This is a genomic window from Amycolatopsis rifamycinica (assembly GCF_000695625.1).
Classification (GTDB): Bacteria; Actinomycetota; Actinomycetes; order Mycobacteriales; family Pseudonocardiaceae; genus Amycolatopsis; species Amycolatopsis rifamycinica.
The window spans coordinates 1-21,801 of record NZ_JMQI01000062.1 but is presented as its reverse complement, the minus strand read 5'-3'; the positions used below and the strand labels follow the sequence as shown (position 1 = coordinate 21,801).

Here is a 21,801-nt window from a genome sequence, read left to right as displayed (position 1 = left end):
CGCCGAGCCTCGCGTCACAGCCCCTCGGCGGCTCCGTTGCGCCGCGGGTCGGCGCAGGAGCGGAGCAACCCCGTCTCCGGGTGGAGGGTCACGGCTTCGAAGTTGCCGGTCAGCGAATGCCACGGGCCGAGGTCCTTCAGCCACCGCCCGCGGGCGGCGCACCGGGCGCGGAACTCCCGCTCGACCGGCTCGGCGAACCCGGACTCCAGCGTCACCCCGGGCAGCCACCCCGCGGCCGGTTCGTGGGGGCGGACGCCGAACCGGGGCGCCGCGACCGAGTCCTCGATCGGGAGCCCGAAGTCGACGATGTTCACCAGGTTCTGCAGCACGCACGCCACCAGCGACACCGACGGAGAACCCGAGGCGAGCACCGGGGTCCCGTTCCGCAGCACCAGGTTCGGAGCGAGGTACACGGTCGCGCGCTCGCCGGGCCCCGGCATGCCGCGCTGGAAGAACGACCCGCCGCCGGAGAGCTGGCCCCCCTCGGCGAACAGCCCGTTCACCCACGGGGACGCCATGTGCGAATGGGTGACCGAGGCGATGTTGCGGTCCGCGTCGACCACCGTGACGTGGATCGTGCCCGGGGACGGCACCGCCGAGGCCGGCGGGACCCACCCGAGACGCCGCATCCGGCGCGCCGCGTACTCCTTCGACAGCAGCATTTCCAAGTCGGCTGACGCCGTGCGTGGCGGGGCGTAGTAGACCTCGTTGTGCACGGCCGTCAGCAGGTCCAGCGTCTCGGCCGATTCCCAGGCCGGGCCCCACGCCCGCAGGTCGGTGTGTTCGAGCAGGTTCAGCGCCTCGACGAGCTGGCAGCCGCCGTCGTCCGGCGGCGCGGAGGCGATGACCTCGGTGTCGCGGTAGGTGCCGCGCACCGGCGCGCACCACTTCGCCTCGTACGCCGCGAAGTCCTCGGGCGTGACGACTCCCCCGCCGCGCCGGCACTCCGCGGTGAACGCCCGGGCGAAGTCGCCGAGGTAGTAGCCCAGGTCCTCGTCGCGCAGCCGTTCCAGGGTGCGGGCGAGCCGGTCCTGGCGGAGCGTGCCGCCGGGCGGGACCAGGCTGCCGCCGGGCAGGTACATCGCCCGCGACTGCTCGTGGCCGCCCAGCTCGGCGCGGTGCGCGTACATCTCCCCGAACAGGTACGGGTTGACCGGGAACCCCTCGCGGGCGACCTGGATCGCCGAGCGCAGCAGCCGTTCCCGCGGCAGCGCGCCGAACCGCTCGTGGGCGGCGCGGAACGCGGGCCACCAGCCGGGCACCGGCACGCCCCGGCCGGTGGTGAGGTCCGCGCCGGTGAAGCCGGGCAGCGGGGCCAGCGGCGCGGCCACGTTGCCGTTCAGGTAGCTCGCGGAGCCCGTCCGCGCGTCCCAGTACAGCATCGCCAGGCCGCCGGTCAGGGCCGTCATGTGCGGCTCGACGACCACCTGCGTCGCCGCGGCGGCCAGCGCGGCGTCGGCCGCCGTCCCACCCTCGCGCAGGACTTCGGTTCCCGCGCGGACGGCGATCGGGTGGGACGTGACGACCATGCCGCCGTCGGCCTCGACGGGTGCCTTGCGCCCGTAGCGCGCCTGCCGCGCGAGCGCGGCGACCGTGCCGGCGTCCATCAGGCCTCCGCGATCGACTGCCGGCGCTGCTCGTCGACCGCGGCGGGCATCGCGAAGAGCGCCACGAGGATCGAGACCACGCAGACGCCGGTCATGTACCAGCCGAAGGTCGCGTTGGTGCCGGTCAGGCCGAACAGCCACACCGCGATCAGCCCGGCCGTCGAGCCCAGCGCCGTCGTGCCGACGTTGTAGTTCAGCGCCGACGCGCTCGCCCGCACCTCCGCCGGGAAGCTCATCACGTAGGCAGTCGTGAGCGGGGCGCCGACGAAGTTGTTGATGAACGTGAACGCCACGACGGCGACCACGGCCAGCGGCAGCGACCCGGAGCCGATGGCCAGGAACGTCGGGACGGTCAGCAGCACGAACAGCCCGTAGCCGGCGATGACCGGGATGCGGGCGCCGTAGCGGTCGGCGAGCTTCCCGCCCCAGATGGCCGGGATCGGACCGACGGCGTAGGTCAGGATCGAGGCCAGCAGGGCGTTGGACTCGGCGAACCCGGCCTTCACCATCGCGGTGACGAAGTACGCCTGGATCACGAACGACCCGACCCGCTGGCCCGCGCCCAGGCCGATCGCGCGCAGCATCGCACCCCAGTGGTCGCGCACCGCCGTGCGGAACGGCGTCTGCTTGACCTTGCTGCGCTCGGCGAGCTCGGCCATCTGCCGGAACTGCGGGGTTTCCTCGACGTGACGGCGGATGTAGATGCCGACCAGCGCCATCGGGATGGCCAGCAGGAACGGGATGCGCCAGCCCCAGCTGTTGAACGCCGCCGTCGGCATCGCCGTGATGACCAGGTAGGACACCAGGGTCGCCAGCAGCGGTCCGACCGAAGTGGACGCGACGCTGAGGCCGGCCAGGTAGTTGCGGCGGTTGCCGCGCTCGTGCTCGAAGATGAAGTTCGCCGCCGTGGTGTACTCCACGCTCGCGCCGATCCCCTGCAGCACCCGGCAGAACAGCAGCACGATCGGGGCCGCGATGCCGATCGCGGCGTAGGTGGGCAGCAGGCCGATGCCCGCGGTGCCCACGCTCATCACCGCGATGGTGAGCAGCAGGACGAACCGGCGCCCCTTCAGGTCGGCGAGCGGCCCGAGGACCATCGCCGCCACCGGCCGCAGCGCGTAGGACAGCACGACCCCGGCGTAGGTCGACAGCAGCGCGGCCGTGCCGTCCCCGGCGGGGAAGAACTGCCGGGAGATGATCACGGCGAGAGTGCCGTAGAGGCCGAAGTCGTAGTACTCGACGACGTTGCCGAGCATCGCCGACAGCAGCACGCGCCGTCGCGAGCGCAGGTCCATCGCGGGGTGCCCGGACTCCGTCGTCCGGTCCACATCGTTACTGGTCACGAAGTTGCTCCTGGGTCAGGGCCGGAAACGGTCCGGGCGGAAGGGCTCGAGCATCGGGTGCCGGGCACCGGTGCGGATTTCGTACGACAGGAGTTCGCCGGCGATCAGCCCGAGCGTGGCGCCGGAGTGGGTGAAGCCGACGAAGCAGCCGGGGACCTCGGTGAGCTCGCCGAAGACCGGTTCGCCGTCGCCCGGGATCGGCTTGCGGCCGAGCTTCCAGGACGCTGCGGTCAGCGCGACGTCTTCGGACAGCAGCGCGGCGGCCTCGGCGACCAGCTCCTTGACCACCGACTCGTCGATCGAGCACTCGCCGTCGGCGGTCTCGGTGATCCGGTCCTCGTACCAGGAGTGGTCCAGGGCCAGCGTGCCGCCGGGGTTCGGGCGCAGGGCGACGCGGGGCGTGTTGAGCACGCTATTCACCCGCTGCCCGGCCGGTTCGGTCAGCACCAGCATGGCGAGCGGCGAGGCGTCCGGGATGGACACGCCGAGCTCCGCGACGACCGCGGAGGTGGCCGCCCCGCAGGCGAGGACCACGGCGTCGGCGGCGAACCGCTCCCCGTTTTTCGTGGTGACACCCGTGGCCGCGCCGTTCTCGACGACGACGTGGGCGCGCCCGGCGCCGGTGACGATCCGGCCACCCCGCCCGGTGAACTCGGCGGCGAGGTGCTCGATCAGGTGCGGCAGCGAGACCCAGCCTTCGCCGGGGTTGTGCACCGCGGGTCCGGTGACCGCCGCCGCGGCGATCCCCGGCTCTCGGACCGCGACCTCGTCCGGGGTCAACAGGTGGGACTCGTAGCCGTGCGCCACTTCCGCCCGGTGCCGAGCCTCCACGGTGGACTCGGTGGCCCAGTGGAGCCCGCCGTCGAAGCGCAGCCAGTCCCGGGACGGGTCGGCGGCGAACAGCGTGCGGTACCGGTCGATGCCCGCGAGGCGCAGCGCGTGGTAGGCGGCCGACCGGGATCCGGCCGAGTTGAGCCAGGCCAGTGACCGTCCGGACGCGCCGTCCGCCAGCTCCCCCTCGGTCACCAGCACCACGTCGGCGCCGTCGCGGCGGAGGTGGGTGGCGGCCGAAACGCCGATCACTCCCCCGCCCACCACGACAACCTGCTTGGCTGTGGTCATCGGATCGACTCCGCCTTTCGTCCTTCGTCGGCTGATTGGTGGGCGCGCTCGAGGAGCTCGAGCACGGTCACGGCGTCGACGGGGTCCACCGGGAGCGGCCCGGTGCCCGCGAGCGCCGCGTCGAGGAGCCGGTAGAACCGCCCGTAGTCCCCGGGTTCCGGCTCGACCGGCCGGGCGTCCCCCGGCACGCCGAGCGTGCCCGGGTTCTCCGGCGGCTCGTGGCCGAAGCCCGCGTCGCCCGGCTTGGCGCCCGCCACCAGCGCCGCTTCCTGCGGATCCAGGCCCCACTTCGTGTACCCGGCCGCCGAGCCCAGGACGTGGAACCGCGGCGCCGGCCGCGCGGCGAGCCCGGACATGAACAGCCTCGACCGGGTGCCGTTCGCGTGGGTCAGCACCACCAGGGCCTCGTCGTCGGCCGCGGCGTCCCCGCGCGTCACGACGTCGGCCCAGACCCGCTCCACCGGCCCGAACAACACCACGGCCTGGTCGACGAGGTGACTGCCCAGGTCGTAGAGGATGCCGCCGCCCTCGGCAACGGTGGCTCGCGCCTTCCAGCCGCGGAACCCACCGGGCTGCCACCATTCGAACCGCGACTCGAACGTGTGCACCTCGCCCAGCGCGCCGCGGTCCACCAGCCCGCGCAGAGTCCGGAAGTCGCCGTCCCAGCGCCGGTTCTGGAACACCGTCAGCTGCCGCCCGGCCCGTTCCGCCCTGGCCACCAGCAGGGCAGCCTGCGCGGCGGTCGGCGCGAACGGCTTGTCCACCACGACGTGCAAGCCACGCTCGAGCGCCGTCGTGGCCAGCTCGTCGTGGGTCCACGGCGGTGTCCCGACGACCACGAGGTCCACGTCGGACGCGCGGGCGAACAGGTCAGCCGCGCCGGGCAGGACGGTGGCTCCCGGGTGTTCGGCGGCGGCCTGGGCCGCGCGCTGCGCGTCGCCGGTGACGATGAAGTCCAGCGAGTAGCCGTCGTCGTGGTCGAGGAACGGCGCGTGGAACACCCGGCCCGACACGCCGTAGCCGAGGACCGCCGTGCGGATGGTCATGACGGCTCCACCCCGTAGCTCTCGCGGACGCGCTCGGCCGGGATCCGGCCTTCGGCGACGTCGCGGCGCACCTGCTCCGGGTCGCGTTCGGACGGTGGTCCGTAGCCACCCGCGCCCGCCGTCAGGACGGACACCCGATCGCCCGGTTGCAGCCGGGTGTAGCCGTGCGAGATGGGTTGCGCTCCTTCGGAAAGCTCGACCCCGGCCGAGGCCCCCGGCTCGCCGCCGAACAGGCCCCACGGCCGGCTGCGCTGCCGGGAGGTGTCGAGCCAGAAGTGCACGTCGGAGTCCTCGACGCGGACTGTGCGCCGGATGCCCATCCCGCCGCGGGTGCGGCCGTCGCCGCCGGAGCCGTCGATGAGCGCGTACTCCTCGACGACCAGCGGGTATTCGGTCTCCAGCGCCTCCACCGGCAGGTTGCTCGTGTTGGTCATGTGCACCTGGACGCCGTCCATGCCGTCCTTGCCGAGCCGGGCGCCGCAGCCGCCGCCGATGGTCTCCAGGTAGACGAAGTACCGCCCGGTGCGGGCGTCGACGCCGGAGAAGTGCACGCCGGTGTTGGCGCCGTTGCTCGCCGCGGTCACGGCGGCCGGCACCGCCTCGGCCAGGGCGCCGTGGATGAGGTCGACCACCCGCTGGCAGGTTTCACTGCGCCCGTTCACGGCGGCGGGTTCGGCGCAGTTGAGCACCGACGCTTCGGGCGCGGTGATCGTCACCGGCCGGTGCAGGCCCGCGTTGGCCATGATGTCCGGGTCCACCAGCGTCTTGAGCGAGTAGTAGACGGCGGCGTACAGCGCCGTCCAGACGACGTTCACGCTGGCCCGCACCTGCGGTGGGGCGGCGAAGTCGAAAGCGATCTCGTCGCCGCGGACGGTCACCGTCACGCCGAGGCCGAGTTCTTCGTCGAGTTCCGGGCAGTCGAAGCGGTCGGTGAACTCGTACACCCCGTCGGGCACCTTCGCGATCGCCGCGCGGGTCCGCCGCTCGGTGTAGTCCAGCAGCGCCTCCCCCGCGGCCACCAGCGTCCGGCGGCCGTACCGCCCGGCCAGCTCGGTGTACCGGGTGACCGCGAGGCGGTTCGCCGCGATCTGCGCCCGCAGGTCGGCCCGCCGCTCGTGCGGGACCTGGCAGTTGAGCAGGATCAGCTCGAACAGGTCCTGCTGCAGCTCGCCGCGGCGGATCAGCCGCACCGGCGGGATGCGCAGCCCCTCCTGGAAGATGTGCGCGTGGCCGCGGTCGCCGAAGTCGGCGTGGTGGGCCAGGTTGGCGACCCACGCGGTGATCTCGCCGTCGAGGAACACGGGTGAGACCAGCACGATGTCCGGCAGGTGCGAACCGCCGCCCGTGAACGGGTCGTTGCCGATGAAGGTGTCGCCCTCGTCGATCGACCCGGCCGGGTACCGCCGGGTGATCTCGTCGACGATGCCCATCAGCGAGCCCAGGTGCAGCGGCGAGCCGCCTTCGTCCTGCGCGAGCATCCGGCCCGCGGCGTCGAAGACCGACGCCGTGCAGTCGCGGCGTTCCTTGATGTTCGTCGAGTAGGCCGCGCGCACCAGCGTCTCGCCCATCTCCTCCACGATGGAGGACAAGGCGGAGCCGAGCACCTCGACCAGCACGGGGTCCTGCGTCATCTGCGTCTCCTCGTTCATCGGCCCACCGCCACCACGAGGTTGCGCAGGCCGTCGACGGTGGCGACGTCGCCGGGCAGCAGCAGGGTGGTCGTGTCCATCTGCTCGATCACCGCGGGGCCTTCGACGCGGTGCCCCGGCTCCAGCCGGGTGCGGTCGTAGACCGGGCACGGCGTGAACCCGCCGCTTTCCGGGAGGTAAACCTCTCGGGTGGTGCGCACGGCCGCGGCGGGGTCGGCGGCGCCGAGCGGCGCCCGGTGCAGCTCCGCCCGCGCGACCTCGCCGATCGCGCGGAGCCGGAAGGTGACGATCTGCACCGCCTCTTCGTCCGCGGAGTAGCCGTACATGCGCTCGTGCTCGGCGGCGAACAGCTTGGCCAGCTGTGCGACGGTTGCCGCGCTCACCCGGCCGTCGGGCACCTGGACGGGCAGCTCGTAGTTCTGGCCCGCGTACCGCATCTCCGCCCATCGCTCGAGGCGGCGGCGCTCCGGCGGGACGTTCTCCTCGGCCAGCCACGCCTCGGCCTGCTCCGCCAGTTCCGCGAACACGTCCGCGACGTCGCGCTCGCGCTCGTCCCCGGCCAGGCTCGTCATACGGGTCCGCACGAAGTCCGCCCGGATGTCGGTCATCAGCAGCCCCGCGGCGCACTGCGCGCCCGGGGTTTCCGGGACCAGCACCGTGCGCATCCCGAGTTCCTTGGCCAGCCGCACCGCGTGCAGCGGCCCGGCGCCACCGAACGGCACCAGCACGTATTCGCGCGGGTCGTAGCCGCGCTGCACCGAGATGACGCGGATCGCGCGCGCCATGTTGGCGGTGATCACCCGGATGATGCCCTGGGCCGCGTCGAGCACGTCCATGCCGAGCGGATCGGCCACGGTGGACACCGCGCGGGCGGCGGCCCCGGCGTCGATCTTCATCTGCCCGTCCAGCAGGTACTCCGGGTTCAGCACGCGCAGCACGACGTTCGCGTCGGTGACCGTCGGCTCGGTGCCGCGGCCGTAGCAGGCCGGACCGGGGTCCGCGCCGGCGCTGCCCGGGCCGACCTTCAGCGCGCCGCCGGCGTCGATCCAGGCGATCGACCCGCCGCCGGCGCCGACGGTGTGGATGTCGAGCATCGGCGCCCGCACCGGCCGGCCGTCGATTTCGGTGCCGTTGGCGACCTTCGGGACGCCGTCGCGCACCAGCGAGACGTCCGAGGAGGTGCCGCCGACGTCGAAGGTGATGATGTCCGGGTAGCCCGCGGCGCGGGCGATCTCCGCCGCGCCGACCACCCCGGTGCTGGGACCGGACAGGACCATGCGCGAGGGCATCCGCTCGGCCGCCTCGAAGGGGATGATGCCGCCGTTGGACTGGGTGACGTGCGGGGTCGCGGTCAGCCCGCGCTCGGCCAGCGTGCCGCGCAGGCGCGCGAGGTACCGGGAGACCACCGGCCCGAGGTAGGCGTTGATCACCACGGTGGACAGCCGTTCGTACTCCCGGAACTCCGGCAGCACCGCCGAGGACACCGACACGTGCACGCCTGGCAGCTCCTCGGCCAGGATCCCGGCGACGAGCTGCTCGTGTTCGGGGTGCACGAAGCTGTAGAGCAGGCAGACCGCGACCGCCTCGACCCGCTGGTCCCGCAGCTGCCGGGCGAGCGCGCGGACCTGGACGGGGTCGATCGGCTTCTCGATCCGGCCGTCGTGCCGGACGCGCTCGTCGACGTCGAGCCGCAGGTCGCGGGGCACCAGCGGGGCGGGCTTGTCGGCCTGCAGGTCGTAGAGCGACGGCCGCCGCCCGCGGCCGAGCTCCAGCAGGTCGCGGAACCCCGCGGTGGTCAGCAGCCCGGTCCGCGCGCCGCGGTGGGTCAGCAGCGCGTTGGTGCCGACCGTGGTGCCGTGCGCGAAGTAGGAGACCTCGCCGAGCCCCCGGCCGCCGAGTTCGTCGAGCAGGCGTGACACCCCGGTCACGATCGCCCGGCCCGGGTCGTCGGGCGTGCTGGAGACCTTGCGGACGTGAAGCCTGCCGGTCTGCTCGTCGAGGGCGCAGACATCGGTGAACGTGCCACCGGTGTCGACGCCGATCCGAAGTGTCATGTGCCGGACCTCGCCAGTCGAATGAGAACCTTCTCAGTTGCCGATCGGTGAGAAGGTTCTCAGGGCGGAGTACCCTGAGTCAAGGACATCGCCGGAAAAGGGCTGTGGAGCTGGGAGGCCGTACGTGACGGGGAACGGACCCTCACTGATCGACGTGGCCCGCGCGGCCGGGGTGGCCACGGCGACCGCCGGGCGCGCGCTCGGCGGGTACGGGCAGGTCAGCGCGCGCACCCGCGAGCGCGTCCTGGCCGCCGCGGCGGAGCTCGGCTACCGCACGAACGGGCTGGCGCGCAGCATGATCACCGGCAGCACGCAGACGATCGGCGTGGTGGTCACCGACGTCGCCAACCCCTTCTTCGCCACCGCGCTGAGCGGCATCACCGACGTCACCCACCCGGCCGGGTTCGAGGTGCTGCTGGCCAACACCGGCGGCGACCTCGACGCCGAGCGGCGCGCGATCACGGTGATGTCGGAGAAGCGGGTGGACGGGGTGATCGTCGCCGCCGCGCAGCCCGGCGAAGGCGCGCACCTGAAGCAGGCGATCGGCGCGGGGGTGCCGGTCGTGCTGATCGACCGGCTGGTGCGCGGCGTCCCGGAGGCCGACACCGTGACGATCGACAACGAGCACGCCGCCACCGAAGCCGTCGCGCACCTGCTGGAGCTGGGCCACCGGCGGATCGGCGTGATCACGGAGGCGGTCTCGCTGGTCTCGGGCTCCCGCAAGCGGGGCCTGTTCCCCAGCGCCGTCCGGCTGCGCGGCTACTTCGAGGCACTCCGCGCAGCCGGCATCGAGCCGGACGAGGACCTGGTCGGGGTGGCCCGCTACGACCGTGGATCGGCCTACGACGCCACGATGCGGCTGCTGGCCCACGCGGCCCCCCCGACGGCGCTGCTGTGCACCGACAACGTGCTCGCCACGGGTGCCTACCGGGCGGTCCAGGACCGCGGCCTGCGGATGCCCGGCGAACTGTCGCTCATCGGCTTCGACGACGAGCCGTGGACCACCCTCGTCCGGCCGGAGCTGACGGTCGTCGAGCAGCCGACCTACGAGCTCGGCACCCGCGCCGGCCGCCAGCTGCTCGACCGCATCGCGGACGGCGGCCGGCCCCGCCGTCCCCACCACGTCGAACTGCACGCCAAGCTCGTCGCCCGCGGCTCCACCCTGCCCGGCTGACTCCGGGTGGCAGGATGCGGCCATGCGCTCCTTGCCGCTGGACGGCGTCACCGTCGTGTCGTGCGAACAGGCGGTCGCCGCGCCGCTGGCCACCCGGCACCTCGCCGACCTCGGGGCCCGGGTGCTCAAGATCGAGCGGCCGGGCAGCGGCGATTTCGCCCGCGCCTACGACGAAACCGTGCACGGCCTGTCCAGTCACTTCGTCTGGCTGAACCGGTCGAAGGAGAGCGTCACGCTCGACCTCAAGAGCGACGCCGCGGCCGGCGTGATGGCCGCGCTGCTGGACCGCGCCGACGTGTTCGTGCAGAACTTCGCGCCCGGCGTCGCGGAGCGGCTCGGGCTGGGCGCGGCCGCCGTGCGCGCCACCCGGCCGCGGCTGATCACCTGCTCGGTGTCGGGCTACGGCTCGACCGGGCCCTACCGCGACGCCAAGGCCTACGACCTGCTCATCCAGTCCGAAGCCGGGCTGGTATCGGTGACCGGGTCGGCGGCGGAGCCGGCCAAGAGCGGGATCCCGGCCGCGGACATCGGAGCCGGGATGTACGCGTTCTCCGGCATCCTGTCCGCGCTCTACGATCGCGAGCGCACCGGGGAGGGCACCGAACTGGAGGTCAGCCTGTTCGACTCGCTCGTCGAGTGGATGGGTTTCCCGCTCTACTACGCCGGTTACGGCGGGACACCGCCGCCGCGGACGGGCACCAGCCACGCCGCGATCGCGCCCTACGGCACCTTCGCCGCGGGCGACGGGACCGAGGTGGTCCTGGCGGTGCAGAACGACGGCGAGTGGGCGGCGTTCTGCGAACACGCGGTCGCCCGGCCGGACTGGGTCACCGACCCCCGGTTCGCCACGGGCAGCGCCCGCGTGGTGAACCGCGCGGCGCTGGAAGGCGAGATCGACGCGATCTTCGCCACGCTCACCGGCCCCGAGCTGGAGGCCCGGCTGACGGCGGGCCGCATCGCGCACGCCCGCCGCCGCGACCTGCCGGACGTCCTCGCCCACCCGCAGCTCACCGCCCGGAACCGGTTCGCGGACGTCGCCACACCCGCCGGGCCGATCCGCGCCACGCTGCCGCCGATCACGGTCCCGGGCCGCCCGCCGCGCATGGACCCCGTGCCGGAACTCGGCGAGCACACCGACGCGGTACTGACGGAATTCGGTCTCGACGCCGAAGCCTTGCGGCATCAGGGCGCGCTGTAGCGCAGAGCGATCTTGTGCTCGCCCGGACGGCCGGTCTCGACGAAGCCCAGCCGCTCGTAGAACGCCTTCGCCCGCGTGTTGACGTCGAGGACTTCGAGCACGACGTCCCGGCCGTGTGACGCCGCGTCGGCGACGAGGGTCCGGACGACGTGGCCGCCGATGCCGCGGCCCTGGTACTCCGGGTCGAGTTCGATCAGGCCGAGGACGATCTCCGTGCCGCCGTCGAGGACGGTCAGCGCGCCGGCGTCGTGACCGTCGACGGTGATCACCCGCGTGTGCGCCGTGTCGAAGTTCTTCTCGTGGTAGGCGCGTTGCGCCGGCTCGTCCCAGCCCCAGATCGCGGCGACGTACTCGCCGAGCGCGCGCCGGTGCAGCCGGAAGCAGAATTCGGCGTCGCCCGGCCGGAGCCGCCGCAGCTCGATCCGGTGCTCCACGGTTCACTCCCCCCAGGATGTGCCGGGCCCTGGCGCGGACCCCCGCCGCACCGACGGCACCCCACCCGGCTCGCCGGCGGCTTCCATCCCGCGCGCGGTCTCGACGAAGGCGACCACCTCGCGGAACCCGGACAGCACGCCGGCGGTCTCGGCCTTCGGCACCATGACCGGCACGGCCCGCGCGGCCACCAGCCCGGCGCGCGCGGAGTCCTCGGCCTCGGCGGCGACCGCGTCCTCGAGATCGAGAACCACCACGCCGGCCGCCGCCTTGGCGAAGCGCTCGGGCCGGTCGCCGGGCACGAACAGGAACGTCGTCGTGGCCACTCGGCCACGATAGCGGGTAAGGGGTCCGCCGTCGCCGGACTGCGTGATCACCCGATGCGGTCGCCGGGCCCTCAGGACGATCGTCGGCTCCACGACGAAAGGAGCCGCCGTGCGAGGTGACTGGATCCACGACTGGGTGCGGGTGGAGATGGACTACCGGGCCGGGCCCCGCCCGGTCCCGGCGCTGCGGGAGCGGCCGCCTTCGGCGCCGTGGAAGACGCTGTGGACCGCGTTGTTCCCGCCCCGCCGGGCCGGGGTGCGCCACCCGTGAGGGCGGTCAGCGGGCCGCGGCGTGCACCCGCTCGACCGTCTCGGCCAGGCCGTTCAGGTCCGGCAGGACCGCGTCCGCCACCGCCGGGTCCTGCGGGCCTGCGTGCCGGTTGACCCACACGCGCGGGATGCCCAGCGCCTGGGCGGGCACCATGTCGTGGAAGTGGCTCTGCGCCACGTGCACCCAGTTCCCGGCGGTCGCGTCGAAGGACGCGGCGAACCGCCGGAAGTGCCCGTGCCCGGGCTTGTACTCGCCGACGTCCTCCGCGGTCACGACCGCGTCGATCGGCACCGCGAGCCGCCGCTGGGTCTCCCCGATGAGGTCGCGGTCGCAGTTGGTCAGCAGGGCGAGCCGCCAGCCCGCTTCCCGCAGCGCGGCCAGCGCGGGCCGGGTGTCCGGGAACACCGGCCAGTACGGCAGCCCGGTGCCGAGCACGGACGCGTCGTCCGCCACCAGCTCCAGCCCGGCTTCGGCCGCGGTGCGGCGCACGGACTCGGCGAGCACCTCGCGGTAGCGCCGCACCGGCACCTCGGCCTGCACCTGCGGCTCGATCCCGTGGTAGACCTCCAGCAGCTGCGCGCCGCGGCCCGGGAACAGCAGCTCGAGCCCGGTGGCGATGCCGTGGCGCCAGTCCACCAGCGTGCCGAAGCAGTCGAACGTCGCCCAGCGGATCATCGTGTCCTGTCCCCCCGTGTCGGTCGGCCCCGCGCCCATCTTCGCGGACTCGACGATCACCCGCGACCGCCGGCCTCCCGACTCGGCCGGACGGTGACCGACGTCCCGGGCCGCAGGACGACGGTGTGCCGCCAGGACCCGGCCCGCACCTCGGTCCGCGTCCCGCCGACGCTGCGGATCACCGCCCGCGTCACCTTTCCGTCCCGCCAGGCGAGGTCGACCTCGAACCCGCCGCGCGCGCCGATCCCGGTCACCCGGCCCGACGCCGCCCACGCCGGAGGCAGCGCGGGCAGCAGCTCCAGCACCCCGGGCCGGGCCTGGACCAGCATTTCGAGCATCGCCGTCGGCGCGCCGAGGTTCGCGTCGATCTGGAAGATCGTGTAGCCGCCCTGGCTGTACATGTCGAAGAAGTTGGGCGCGGTCCCGTTGCCGTTGGCCACCGACGGCCGCAGCACGGTGAGCAGCAGCCGGTAGGCCCGGTCGGCGTCCTTCAGCCGGGCCCAGCACGCCGAGCGCCACGCGGTCGCCCAGCCGTAGCTGTCCATCCCGCGCGCGACGAGCAGCGCCCGCACGCCGTCGAGCAGCTCGCGCGGGGCCGTGTCGGCCGTGATGCGATCGCCGGGGAAGAAGCCGATCAGCGGGGACAGGTGCCGGTGCGTGGTCTCGCCGAGGTCGTCCGGCGACATCCATTCCTCGAGCCACCCGGTCGACGGGCTCACCCGCGGCAGGTACAGCTTCTTCTGCAGCCCGCCGATCCGGTCACCGTACGCGCGGTCGCGGCCCAGCACGGCGACGGCTTCGCGGTAGTGCTCGAACAGGTCCCAGACGATCTCCTGCGCGTAGGTGATCCCGCGCGCGTCCTGCGGGCCGTGCTCGGGCGACCAGTCGTGGTCGTCGACGAGCACCTCGCGGCCGTCCACCGTCATCGGCACCAGCCGTGCCTCCCAGAACTGGGCCGCCCCCTTGAGCAGCGGGTAGATCCGCGCGAGGTAGGCCTTGTCCTGGGTGAACGCGTAGTGGTCCCAGAGCGAGTTGCACAGCCAGGCGTTGCCGCCGGGGTGCCACCACCAGCCGGAGCCGCCGTAGATGTTGGTCGAGAACGCGACCGCCCAGCCGGCGACCTTCCCGCTCGTGTTGCGGAAGCGGTTCCTCGGGTCGTTGAACAGGCGTTTCGTGCTGTCCGTCCAGACCGGAAGCTGCGCGAGGCAGTAATCGGCCAGGGCAGTGAAGCTCTCCGGCAGCGCCGCGCGGTCGGCCAGCCAGTAGTTCATCTGGACGTTGATGTCGGTGTGGTAGTCGCTCATCCAGTCCGGCGTGTTGGTGTTCTGCCACAGGCCCTGCAGGCCCATCGGCAGGCCGTCGCGCGAGCCGGTGATCGTCAGGTACCGCCCGAACTGCAGGTAGCTCGCCTCCAGCTCCGGGTCGGGCACGTCCGGCTCGTCGTGCCGGGCGACCAGCCGCGACCACGTGTCCAGGGCCCGCTTCGCCGACGGCGACCGGCCGAGGTCCACGCTCATCCGGTCGTACAGCCGCCGGTAGTCGGCGACGTGGGTGGCTCGCAGGGCACGCCCGCCCGCGGCGAGCGCGGCCGCCGCCTTCCGCTTCGCCAGCGCCAAAGGATCGAGGGTCGCGTCGAGGAACTTCCGCGCCGCGTCGGGCACGTAGTTCGTGCCGCCGCCGAGCACGACCACGACCTCACTGCTCCCGCTGAAGGCGAGCCCTCCGGACGTGGTCACCGCGCAGGCGTACTGGAGGCCGTTGGCGAACGTGCCGGTGAACGCGCCCGGCCCGGCCGCCGGTTCACCGCGGGTGGCTTCCAGCGTCACCGACCCGGTGACGGGCCCGCCGCTGAGCCGGACCACCACGACGTCGTCGGGGTGGCTCGCGAAGTACTCGCGGCGGTACCGCGCACCCTGGTGCCGGTAGGTGATCACGACCAGGCCGTTGGCGAGGTCGAGCGTCCGCCGGTAGTCCGTGACGCCGGTGTGCGCCGGAACGGCGATCCGCAGCTTCGCGAGCAGGCCGAGTGTGCCGAACTTCTCGGTGTCGTAGGGGAACTGGCCGTCGTCCTGGAGGACGTCGTTGGCGCCGCCGGTCCACAGCGACGCGTCGGCGAGGTAGAGGAAGTCGGCGGCCGGGTCGCCGCCGACGAGGGCACCGATCCGACCATTGCCGATCGGCAGGCCCTGTTCGATGATCTTGGCCTCGCTCGACGGCGACGGGTACCACAGTGTGGTGGCCGGGGATTCGGGGACGAGGTCCTCATCGGCCGGGCGTACGACTTCAGCGTTGGCACTAAAGGGACGTAGGCCACCCAGCGCAACGCCGGCACCGACCGCGCCACCGAGTTTGAGGACGGACCGCCGCGACGGCGGGAGAGGCAGTTCCGGCATGGGTCATCCGTTCGGCGAGGGCGGAAAACGGCCGCGAAGCCCGCCAAACATATGACCTATCCGGTCCGGTGGTCAAGAATCTTCGGGATGGCCCGGTTACCGGTGATCGGCTCGCCCGGCCAGGTACTCGCGAAAGGTGATCTCGCCTTCGCGGTGCCCGGGGGCCAGGTGCCCGCCGTCGGCGTACGCGCGGAACGTCTCCCCCGGCACCTTGAGCGGGACGATCCGCCGCCGCCGCCGCCCGCTCGCCTCGCCGACCGCCTGGGCCAGCTCGGCCGCGGCGAGGATCTCCGGGCCGCCGAAGTCGGCCGCCCGGCCGGCCGGGTCGTCCAGCGCGAGGGCGGCGAGGCGGCGGGCGACGTCCCGGACGTCGACCGGCTGGAACGAAATCCGCGGCACCGGCACCACCGGCAGCCGGGAGGCGCCGGAAAGGAGGGTGCGGACCAGGCCGTGGAACTGGGTGGCGCGCTGGATCGTGTACGGCAGGCCGGAGGCGGCGACGAGCTGTTCGGTCTCGTGCTTGGCCCGGTAGTAGCCGAGCGGGACGCGGTCGACGCCGACGATGGAGACGTACACCAGGTGCGGGCCGCCGGCCCACCGCGCCGCCTCGACCAGCGTGCGCGCCAGCTGCGCTTCCCGCCCGAAGTAGTCGGTGGCGCAGTGCACCACCACGTCCACGCCGGCGACGGCGGTGTCGACCCCGCGCCCGGTCCGCAGGTCGCCGCGGACGACCTCCGGCGCGGCCCGGCGGCTCAGCACGCGGACCTCCTCGCCCGCCGCCCGCAGCCGGGCCACCACGGCGCTGCCCAGCTGCCCGGTCCCGCCGGTGACCAGGATCCGCACGTCGACCACCTCCGGCGTCATCCTGGCACGGCGCGGGCCCGCCGGGGAACGGCTTCCCGGCGGGCCCGCGCGGTCTGGCTCAGCCGCGGTTGATGGTGAACGTGGTGGTGCGGTTGCGGATGTCCTCGGCGTTGTCGGCCAGGGTGAGGCCGGTGAAGGTCGCCGAACCGACGGCCGGGCCCTGATCCGGCTCCGGCAGCTCGTTGGCCCAGATCCCGATCCCGGACTTGGCGTCGAAGGCGTCCCCGCTGCGGTGGGCGCCGGTGATCGACACGTTCGTCAGCACGGTGTCCTCGATCGGGTGCTCGGGTCCGCCGTTGTACTTGGTCTGGAACATGATGCCGCTGTAGGTCGGGCTCTGGATGTCCACATCGGACACCCGGATGCCGCGGAACTCCTTGGACGCGGAGAACAGCCAGATCGCCGGGAACGTCTGCTGCCCCCAGAAGTGGCCGCCGTCCCGGACCAGGGAGGCGTTCTGGACCGTCGTCGGCTGGGGCCCGAACCCGAGGAACGGGTAGCCGAAGTCGAGCGAGCTGATCGTGATCGCCGAGTACGTCAGCGTGTCCGCGATGTAGAGGTTGCGGAAGGTGTTGTTGTACCCGCCGTAGACCGCCAGCCCGGCCGCGCGCCACGGGGTGAGCGCGGTGAGGTTCTCGAACACGTTGTCGTACTGGTTGCCCGGGTTGAGGTCCGTGGCGGCGAACAGCGCGAAACTGTCGTCACCGGTGGACCGGGCCTCGATGTTCGTGACGTGGTTGCCGGTGCTGCCGTTGGTGAGGTTGACGCCGTCGGCGAAGGTGTCGCGGATCCGGGAGTTCCTGATCGTGGTGTTGTCCACGTTCGTGCCCCAGACCATGACCACCTGGTGCTCCACCCAGATGTTGTCGATCGTCAGGTTCGCGACGTTCGTCAGGTTGAACACCTTGCCGGGGCCGTCGATCCGCGAGGTGTAGTTGCCGAACACGGCGAACCCGCCGAACGTCGAGCCGTTCGCGCTCGCCTGGACGTCGATGCCGATGTCGGTGTTCTCCTGTCCGGCCGGTGCGGAGAACTTCGTGAACCACGGTCCCGCGCCGGTGACCGTGACCGCCTTGCCGTAGACGGTGAGCTTGCTCGACAGCGCGTAGTTCCCGGCCGGCAGGTAGACGCCGGTGAGGGCGGTGTCCTGCCGGACCTTGTCGAGGGCGTTCTGCACGTCCTGCTGGGTGAACCCGGCGGGCACCGCGAAGTGCGCCGGGTCCGGGTTCGCGACCGCCGTCGCCTGCTCGAAGCTGACGAAGTCGATCGCGTAGTTCGTCGTGTTCGCCGCGTCCTTCTGCAGCTTGATCCGGCTGCCCGCGGGCACGGTGGTGCCGAGCAGCGTGCTCGCTTCGTCGTAGATGTGGCGCGGCCCGGCGCCCGGGGAGTTGCCCGGGCCGGTTTCGGCGCCGTAGAGCCACGCGTAGCGGGACGTCAGGTCGATCGCCTTGAGGAAGGTGCCGTCGACGTAGACGTTCAACGTCGCGTTGATGCCTCCGCCGCCCGCGGCGTCCGGGATGGAGAACCGGGTGACCAGGGTGTTGGTCGCCGCGCGGGTGGTGAACTCGACCGAGGAGCCGGTGGAGTTCAGCGTGACGGCCCGGCGTCCCGACGCCTCGCCCGCGAGGTCGCCGATCGTGCGGTTCGGGCCGACCACAGCCGCGCCACCCGCGACGACGCCGTCCTCGGCTTCGTACGTGTCGTAGGGCATGTTCGCGCCCCGGCCGGCGAACAGCGCCTGCGTGCCAGTGTTGTTGCCCTGCTTGACGGGCAGCTCGTTGGCGTCGTTCGCGACGGCCGTCTTGACCGTGTAGCGGCCGTTGACCGCGGTCCACGTGCCGAGGGTCACCGGCGTGGCGGTGGCGCCCGCGGCGATGGTTCCGGTGTAGCTGCCGGTAAGCGTCTTGACGACGGCGCCGTTCTGGTCGGTGATCGTCACCGTGACGCCGTGGGCGCCGCCCGCGCTCGCCACGGTTCCCTGGTTGCGCAGGGTCGTGGTGAAGGTGACCGTGCTGCCCGCCGACGGGTTGCCCGGTGACCACGCGGTCGCCGCGACGAGGTCGGAGCTCGGCACCGGGCTGACGACCAGGGCCGTCGAGCTCGTGTAGGCGTTGTTGGCCTCGTTCTGCTCGAGGACGGCGTTCGCCTCGTCGACCTTGGCCGTGAGCTGGTAGCTGCCCGCGTCCCGGGTGCCGATGTTCGCCGACACGGTCGCCGACGCGCCGGCGGCGAGCGCACCGACGTTCGCGGTGCCCACCTTGGTCGTGCCCAGGTACAGGTTGACGCCGGTCGCGCCGGAAGCCGCCGTCCCGGCGTTGCGGACGGTCGCCGACGCGGTGATCGCGTCGGTCTCCACGGGGTTCTGCGGCGTCCAGGACACTCCCGAGATCGTCAGGTCGGGGTTGGGTGCGGGGACGCCGAAGACCTGGAACTCCGCGACCTGCCCGCCGCCCGCGCCGGAGTTGGCGGTGACGCGCAGGCGGACGTCGGCGGCGCGGCCGCCGAGCGGGATCGTCACGGTGTTGCCGGTCGCGGGGGTGAAGCTGTAGCTCTGCGCGGCGGCGAGGGTGGTGAAGGCGGAAGAGCTCTGCTCCCGGCCTTCGACGGCGATCGTCTGGGTCCGGGGACCCCACGCGGGGTCGGGGTTGAGCTTGACGACCACCTGGTTCAGGTCGGCGTTCGCGCCGAGCGCCACGGTGAGCAGGTTCGGGTAGGTCCCGCCGCCGCCCTCCCAGTACGTGGCCGGGGAGTCGTCGTTGGCGTTGGCCGCCACGTACGTCCACTCCGTCGAGGAGGCCGTGATCGGCTTGCCGGGTGCGAGGTTCGTCCCGGCCTGGGTCCCGGTGCGGGTCACCGTGGTGCTGTTCGCCGACTGGTTGCCCGCGGCGTCCCTCGCGCGGACGAAGTACGAGACGGTGACGCCGTCGGGCTGGGTGTCGGTGTAGGTCAGCACGTTGCCGGCGACACTGCCGCGAAGCTGGTTGTTCGCGTATACGTCGTAGCCGGTGACACCGGTGTTGTCCGTCGACGCCGACCAGGTGAGCCGGATCTGGCCCCGGTCCGGCTGGGTGTAGGCCAGGGTGCCGGGGGCGGACGGCGGCTGCGTGTCCCCACCCGCCGGGCCGTGCACCTCGAACTCCGACAGCTGCGCGGCCGGCCAGCCGGTGTTCGCGGTGACGTTCAGCCGGACGTACCGGGGCTTGCCGGTGACGTCCACGGTGACCGTGTTGGCCTTGGCCGGGTCGAACACGTACCCGGCCGAGGGCTTCAGGTCGGTGAAGGTGGTCCCGTCGGTGCTGCCCTGGACGCTGAAGGTCTCGGTGCGGGCGCCCCAGTCCGCGGCCGGCAGCTTGAGCACGAGCTGCGCGACGTCCGTCGGCGCGCCGAGATCGGCCTGGACCCACTGCGGGAACTGGTTGTTCGTGCTTTCCCAGTAGGTGGCCTGGTTGCCGTCGCCGAGGTTCGCCGCGGGGTAGCCGGCGAGCTGGCTGCTCGCGGTGAAGGTCGCGGAGGCGGCTTGGGCCGCGGGCTGGACGGCCGCGGCGGCAGCGGCCGGGGCGGCGCCCGCCGGTGTGGCCGGCGTGGCGAGGAGCAGGGACAAGGCGGCGCAGGCGGCCGCGCGTAACAGCATTCGCTTCGTTCTCATGCGGGTCCTCGGATCCGGGGAGGAGGGAGACGACTCGGAGCGAAACCGAAATCTTCCGGACGTGTGCCTTGATCTGCCGATTGACTGTCCGGTTCTTGCGTCGATTCGTTCAAGAGTTACAGTGACGGGCGTCTCAAGTCAACGCCCGCGCAGCAAAAAGGCCTCCCCGCGCCGGACGCGGGGAGGCCTGGACGGTTTCGCTCAGGCGTGCACGGCACCCAGCCGGATCGCGCGGAGGCCGGAGGCGTTCACCGGCTCGCCGCAGTGCGCGCAGACGGTGGCCGGCTCGAGGACCTCGCCGCAGGCGTGGCGCCAGAGGGTGGGCGGTTCGCCCTGGTGGACGTACTTGTCACCCCAGGCCATCAGGCCGAGCAGGATCGGCTGCAACGCGCGGCCGGCTTCGGTCGGGTGGTACTCGTGGCGCGGCGGGTGGGCTTCGTACTGGACCTTCTCCAGGACACCCGCGTCGACGAGCTTGCGCAGCCGCGCGGCCAGGATGTCCCGGCTGGCCCCGGTGTTCTCGGCAATCTGGTTGAACCGCCGCTCCCCCAGCATGATCTCGCGCAGGGCGAGGAGGCTCCACCGCTCGCCGACGACCTCGAGGGCCTCGGCGACCGAGCATTCGCGACCACGCCGGACCATGCCACCTCCACGGGATTGAAAATCCAACCTAGCACGTCAGCTGCCTGTGACGTGGCGTACAGCTGAGTTGTGTATTCCAACTCGCCAGGCGTATACCGAAGACATCCCCGATCTGCGAGGAGGCAGACGTCATGACGGACGCGGTGATCGTCGACGCGGTACGGACCCCGATCGGCAAGGGCAAGCCGAACGGCTCCCTCGCCGGCATGCATCCGGTCGACCTGCACGCCCACGCCCTGCGTTCGCTCGTCGAGCGCACCGGCCTCGACCCGGCCCGGATCGACGACGTGATCAGCGGCGCGGTCGGCCAGATCGGCGAGCAGAGCATGAACACCGCACGCTGGGCCGCGCTCGCCGCCGGGCTGCCGGAATCGGTGCCCGCGGTGACCGTCGACCGGCAGTGCGGCAGCAGCCAGCAGGCGATCCACTTCGCCGCGCAGGGCGTCATCGCCGGCGCGTACGACGTCGTGATCGCCTCCGGCGTCGAGTCGATGAGCCGGGTGCCGATGGGCAGCCAGGTGGCCGGGCGCGACCCCTTCGGCCCGCAGGTCGCCGCGCGCTACCCCGAAGGGCTGGTCCCGCAGGGCATCAGCGCGGAGCTCATCGCCGCGAAATGGGGGTTCAGCCGGGCCCGGCTGGACGAGTTCTCCGCGGAAAGCCACCAGCGCGCCGCGAAGACGTGGGCGGACGGCGGGTTCGCCGGCGAAGTGGCACCGCTCAAGGCACCCGGACCCGACGGCACCCTGCGCGAGGTCACCACCGACGAAACGGTCCGGCCGGGCACCACGCCGGAGATCCTCGCCGGGCTGAAGCCCGCGTTCCGCGCCGACGTCTGGGAGCAGCGGTTCCCGGGCCTCGGCTGGCACGTCACCGCGGGCAACTCCTCACCGATCAACGACGGCGCGGCCGCCCTGCTGATCACCAGCGCGGAGACGGCCGCGGCCCTGGGCCTGAGGCCCCGCGCCCGCATCCACAGCTTCGCCGTGGCCGGCGACGACCCCCTGTTCATGCTGACGGGCATCATCCCGGCCACCCGCAAGGTCCTGGCCAGGGCCGGCCTGGCGGTGGCGGACATCGACGCGTTCGAGGTCAACGAGGCGTTCGCCAGCGTCGTGCTGGCCTGGCAGCAGGAGATCGGCGCCGACCCGGCCAAGGTCAACGTCAACGGCGGCGCCATCGCCCTCGGCCACCCCCTGGGCGGCAGCGGCGCCCGCCTGGCCACCACGCTGCTGTCGGTCCTGGAGCAGACCGGCGGCCGCTACGGCCTCCAGACGATGTGCGAGGCAGGCGGCCTGGCCAACGCGACGATCATCGAGCGCCTGGACTGACCCGTCGTGCGTGGTGAGGCGGGTGGGAACC

General features: G+C 72.7%; 17 protein-coding genes. 4 read left to right on the top strand and 13 right to left on the bottom strand.

Translation table 11 applies throughout. The annotated features are described in order from the left end of the window. Positions 1-14 precede the first annotated feature (14 nt). Genes DV20_RS28190 through DV20_RS28165 form a run of 6 tightly spaced genes read right to left on the bottom strand, consistent with a single transcriptional unit; the run spans position 15 to position 8,821 of the window. The gene (locus DV20_RS28190; protein WP_043785610.1) at positions 15-1,607 is read right to left on the bottom strand and encodes a gamma-glutamyltransferase; all 1,593 of its coding nucleotides are present in this window, start codon (positions 1,605-1,607) and stop codon (positions 15-17) included. Beyond that, positions 1,607-2,950, bottom strand: a complete 1,344-nt coding sequence (locus DV20_RS28185) for an MFS transporter (RefSeq protein ID WP_235190994.1) — start codon at positions 2,948-2,950, stop codon at positions 1,607-1,609. The genes DV20_RS28190 and DV20_RS28185 overlap by 1 nt, the downstream gene beginning before the upstream one ends. A gap of 15 nt (positions 2,951-2,965) precedes the next feature. After that, positions 2,966-4,072, bottom strand: a complete 1,107-nt coding sequence (locus tag DV20_RS28180) for an NAD(P)/FAD-dependent oxidoreductase (protein ID WP_043785606.1) — start codon at positions 4,070-4,072, stop codon at positions 2,966-2,968. Continuing rightward, positions 4,069-5,118: a Gfo/Idh/MocA family protein gene (locus DV20_RS28175; protein ID WP_043785602.1), complete on the bottom strand. Its 1,050-nt coding sequence runs from the start codon at positions 5,116-5,118 to the stop codon at positions 4,069-4,071. Before DV20_RS28175 ends, DV20_RS28180 begins: the two co-directional genes overlap by 4 nt. Next, positions 5,115-6,749 carry a hydantoinase B/oxoprolinase family protein gene (locus DV20_RS28170; RefSeq protein ID WP_235190993.1) on the bottom strand — a complete coding sequence of 545 codons (1,635 nt, stop codon included), beginning with the start codon at positions 6,747-6,749 and terminating at the stop codon, positions 5,115-5,117. The genes DV20_RS28175 and DV20_RS28170 overlap by 4 nt, the downstream gene beginning before the upstream one ends. A 14-nt stretch (positions 6,750-6,763) precedes the next feature. Next, entirely contained in the window at positions 6,764-8,821 is a 2,058-nt protein-coding gene (locus DV20_RS28165) for a hydantoinase/oxoprolinase family protein (protein WP_043785597.1), read from the bottom strand. A 124-nt stretch (positions 8,822-8,945) separates the two neighbouring features. Here DV20_RS28165 and DV20_RS28160 point away from each other — a divergent pair, with 124 nt between their 5' ends. Both DV20_RS28160 and DV20_RS44325 read left to right on the top strand, forming a co-directional pair. Continuing rightward, positions 8,946-9,995 carry a LacI family DNA-binding transcriptional regulator gene (locus tag DV20_RS28160; RefSeq protein WP_043785594.1) on the top strand — a complete coding sequence of 350 codons (1,050 nt, stop codon included), beginning with the start codon at positions 8,946-8,948 and terminating at the stop codon, positions 9,993-9,995. A gap of 22 nt (positions 9,996-10,017) precedes the next feature. Continuing rightward, positions 10,018-11,193, top strand: a complete 1,176-nt coding sequence (locus DV20_RS44325; protein ID WP_084093716.1) for a CaiB/BaiF CoA transferase family protein — start codon at positions 10,018-10,020, stop codon at positions 11,191-11,193. Here the strand turns inward: DV20_RS44325 and DV20_RS28150 are convergent. After that, positions 11,178-11,627 carry a GNAT family N-acetyltransferase gene (locus DV20_RS28150; protein WP_043785591.1) on the bottom strand — a complete coding sequence of 150 codons (450 nt, stop codon included), beginning with the start codon at positions 11,625-11,627 and terminating at the stop codon, positions 11,178-11,180. The genes DV20_RS44325 and DV20_RS28150 overlap by 16 nt on opposite strands. Positions 11,628-11,630: 3 nt before the next feature. After that, a complete protein-coding gene (locus tag DV20_RS28145; RefSeq protein ID WP_051736155.1) occupies positions 11,631-11,951 on the bottom strand; it encodes an aldolase/citrate lyase family protein in 321 nt (106 codons plus the stop codon). 109 nt (positions 11,952-12,060) lie between these two features. Here DV20_RS28145 and DV20_RS45945 point away from each other — a divergent pair, with 109 nt between their 5' ends. Next, on the top strand, positions 12,061-12,222 hold the full coding sequence (locus DV20_RS45945; protein ID WP_167344404.1) for a hypothetical protein: 162 nt from the start codon (positions 12,061-12,063) through the stop codon (positions 12,220-12,222). 6 nt (positions 12,223-12,228) lie between these two features. Here DV20_RS45945 and DV20_RS28140 read toward each other — a convergent pair whose 3' ends face one another. The 5 genes from DV20_RS28140 to DV20_RS28120 all read right to left on the bottom strand — a co-directional run bounded on the left by DV20_RS28140 (position 12,229) and on the right by DV20_RS28120 (position 20,442). Next, positions 12,229-12,957, bottom strand: a complete 729-nt coding sequence (locus DV20_RS28140) for an HAD family hydrolase (protein ID WP_235190992.1) — start codon at positions 12,955-12,957, stop codon at positions 12,229-12,231. After that, the gene (locus DV20_RS28135; protein WP_043785586.1) at positions 12,954-15,290 is read right to left on the bottom strand and encodes a glycosyl hydrolase family 95 catalytic domain-containing protein; all 2,337 of its coding nucleotides are present in this window, start codon (positions 15,288-15,290) and stop codon (positions 12,954-12,956) included. Before DV20_RS28135 ends, DV20_RS28140 begins: the two co-directional genes overlap by 4 nt. A gap of 96 nt (positions 15,291-15,386) precedes the next feature. Then, the gene (locus tag DV20_RS28130) at positions 15,387-16,154 is read right to left on the bottom strand and encodes an SDR family oxidoreductase (protein WP_235190991.1); all 768 of its coding nucleotides are present in this window, start codon (positions 16,152-16,154) and stop codon (positions 15,387-15,389) included. A gap of 58 nt (positions 16,155-16,212) precedes the next feature. Next, entirely contained in the window at positions 16,213-19,800 is a 3,588-nt protein-coding gene (locus DV20_RS28125) for a discoidin domain-containing protein (protein ID WP_043785583.1), read from the bottom strand. Between the two features lie 201 nt (positions 19,801-20,001). Beyond that, complete coding sequence (locus tag DV20_RS28120; protein WP_043785582.1) at positions 20,002-20,442, bottom strand: winged helix-turn-helix transcriptional regulator; 441 nt, start codon at positions 20,440-20,442, stop codon at positions 20,002-20,004. Between the two features lie 131 nt (positions 20,443-20,573). Here DV20_RS28120 and DV20_RS28115 point away from each other — a divergent pair, with 131 nt between their 5' ends. Beyond that, complete coding sequence (locus DV20_RS28115) at positions 20,574-21,770, top strand: thiolase family protein (protein ID WP_043785578.1); 1,197 nt, start codon at positions 20,574-20,576, stop codon at positions 21,768-21,770. The last annotated feature ends 31 nt before the right edge of the window (positions 21,771-21,801 follow it).

Coding starts and splice junctions, on each gene's coding strand:
- DV20_RS28190 (WP_043785610.1), bottom strand. CDS start 1,607: ATGGACGCCGGCACGGTCGCCGCGCTCGCGCGGCAGGCGCGCTACGGG.
- DV20_RS28180 (WP_043785606.1), bottom strand. CDS start 4,072: ATGACCACAGCCAAGCAGGTTGTCGTGGTGGGCGGGGGAGTGATCGGC.
- DV20_RS28175 (WP_043785602.1), bottom strand. CDS start 5,118: ATGACCATCCGCACGGCGGTCCTCGGCTACGGCGTGTCGGGCCGGGTG.
- DV20_RS28170 (WP_235190993.1), bottom strand. CDS start 6,749: ATGACGCAGGACCCCGTGCTGGTCGAGGTGCTCGGCTCCGCCTTGTCC.
- DV20_RS28165 (WP_043785597.1), bottom strand. CDS start 8,821: ATGACACTTCGGATCGGCGTCGACACCGGTGGCACGTTCACCGATGTC.
- DV20_RS44325 (WP_084093716.1), top strand. CDS start 10,018: ATGCGCTCCTTGCCGCTGGACGGCGTCACCGTCGTGTCGTGCGAACAG.
- DV20_RS28135 (WP_043785586.1), bottom strand. CDS start 15,290: ATGCCGGAACTGCCTCTCCCGCCGTCGCGGCGGTCCGTCCTCAAACTC.
- DV20_RS28130 (WP_235190991.1), bottom strand. CDS start 16,154: ATGACGCCGGAGGTGGTCGACGTGCGGATCCTGGTCACCGGCGGGACC.
- DV20_RS28125 (WP_043785583.1), bottom strand. CDS start 19,800: ATGAGAACGAAGCGAATGCTGTTACGCGCGGCCGCCTGCGCCGCCTTG.
- DV20_RS28120 (WP_043785582.1), bottom strand. CDS start 20,442: ATGGTCCGGCGTGGTCGCGAATGCTCGGTCGCCGAGGCCCTCGAGGTC.
- DV20_RS28115 (WP_043785578.1), top strand. CDS start 20,574: ATGACGGACGCGGTGATCGTCGACGCGGTACGGACCCCGATCGGCAAG.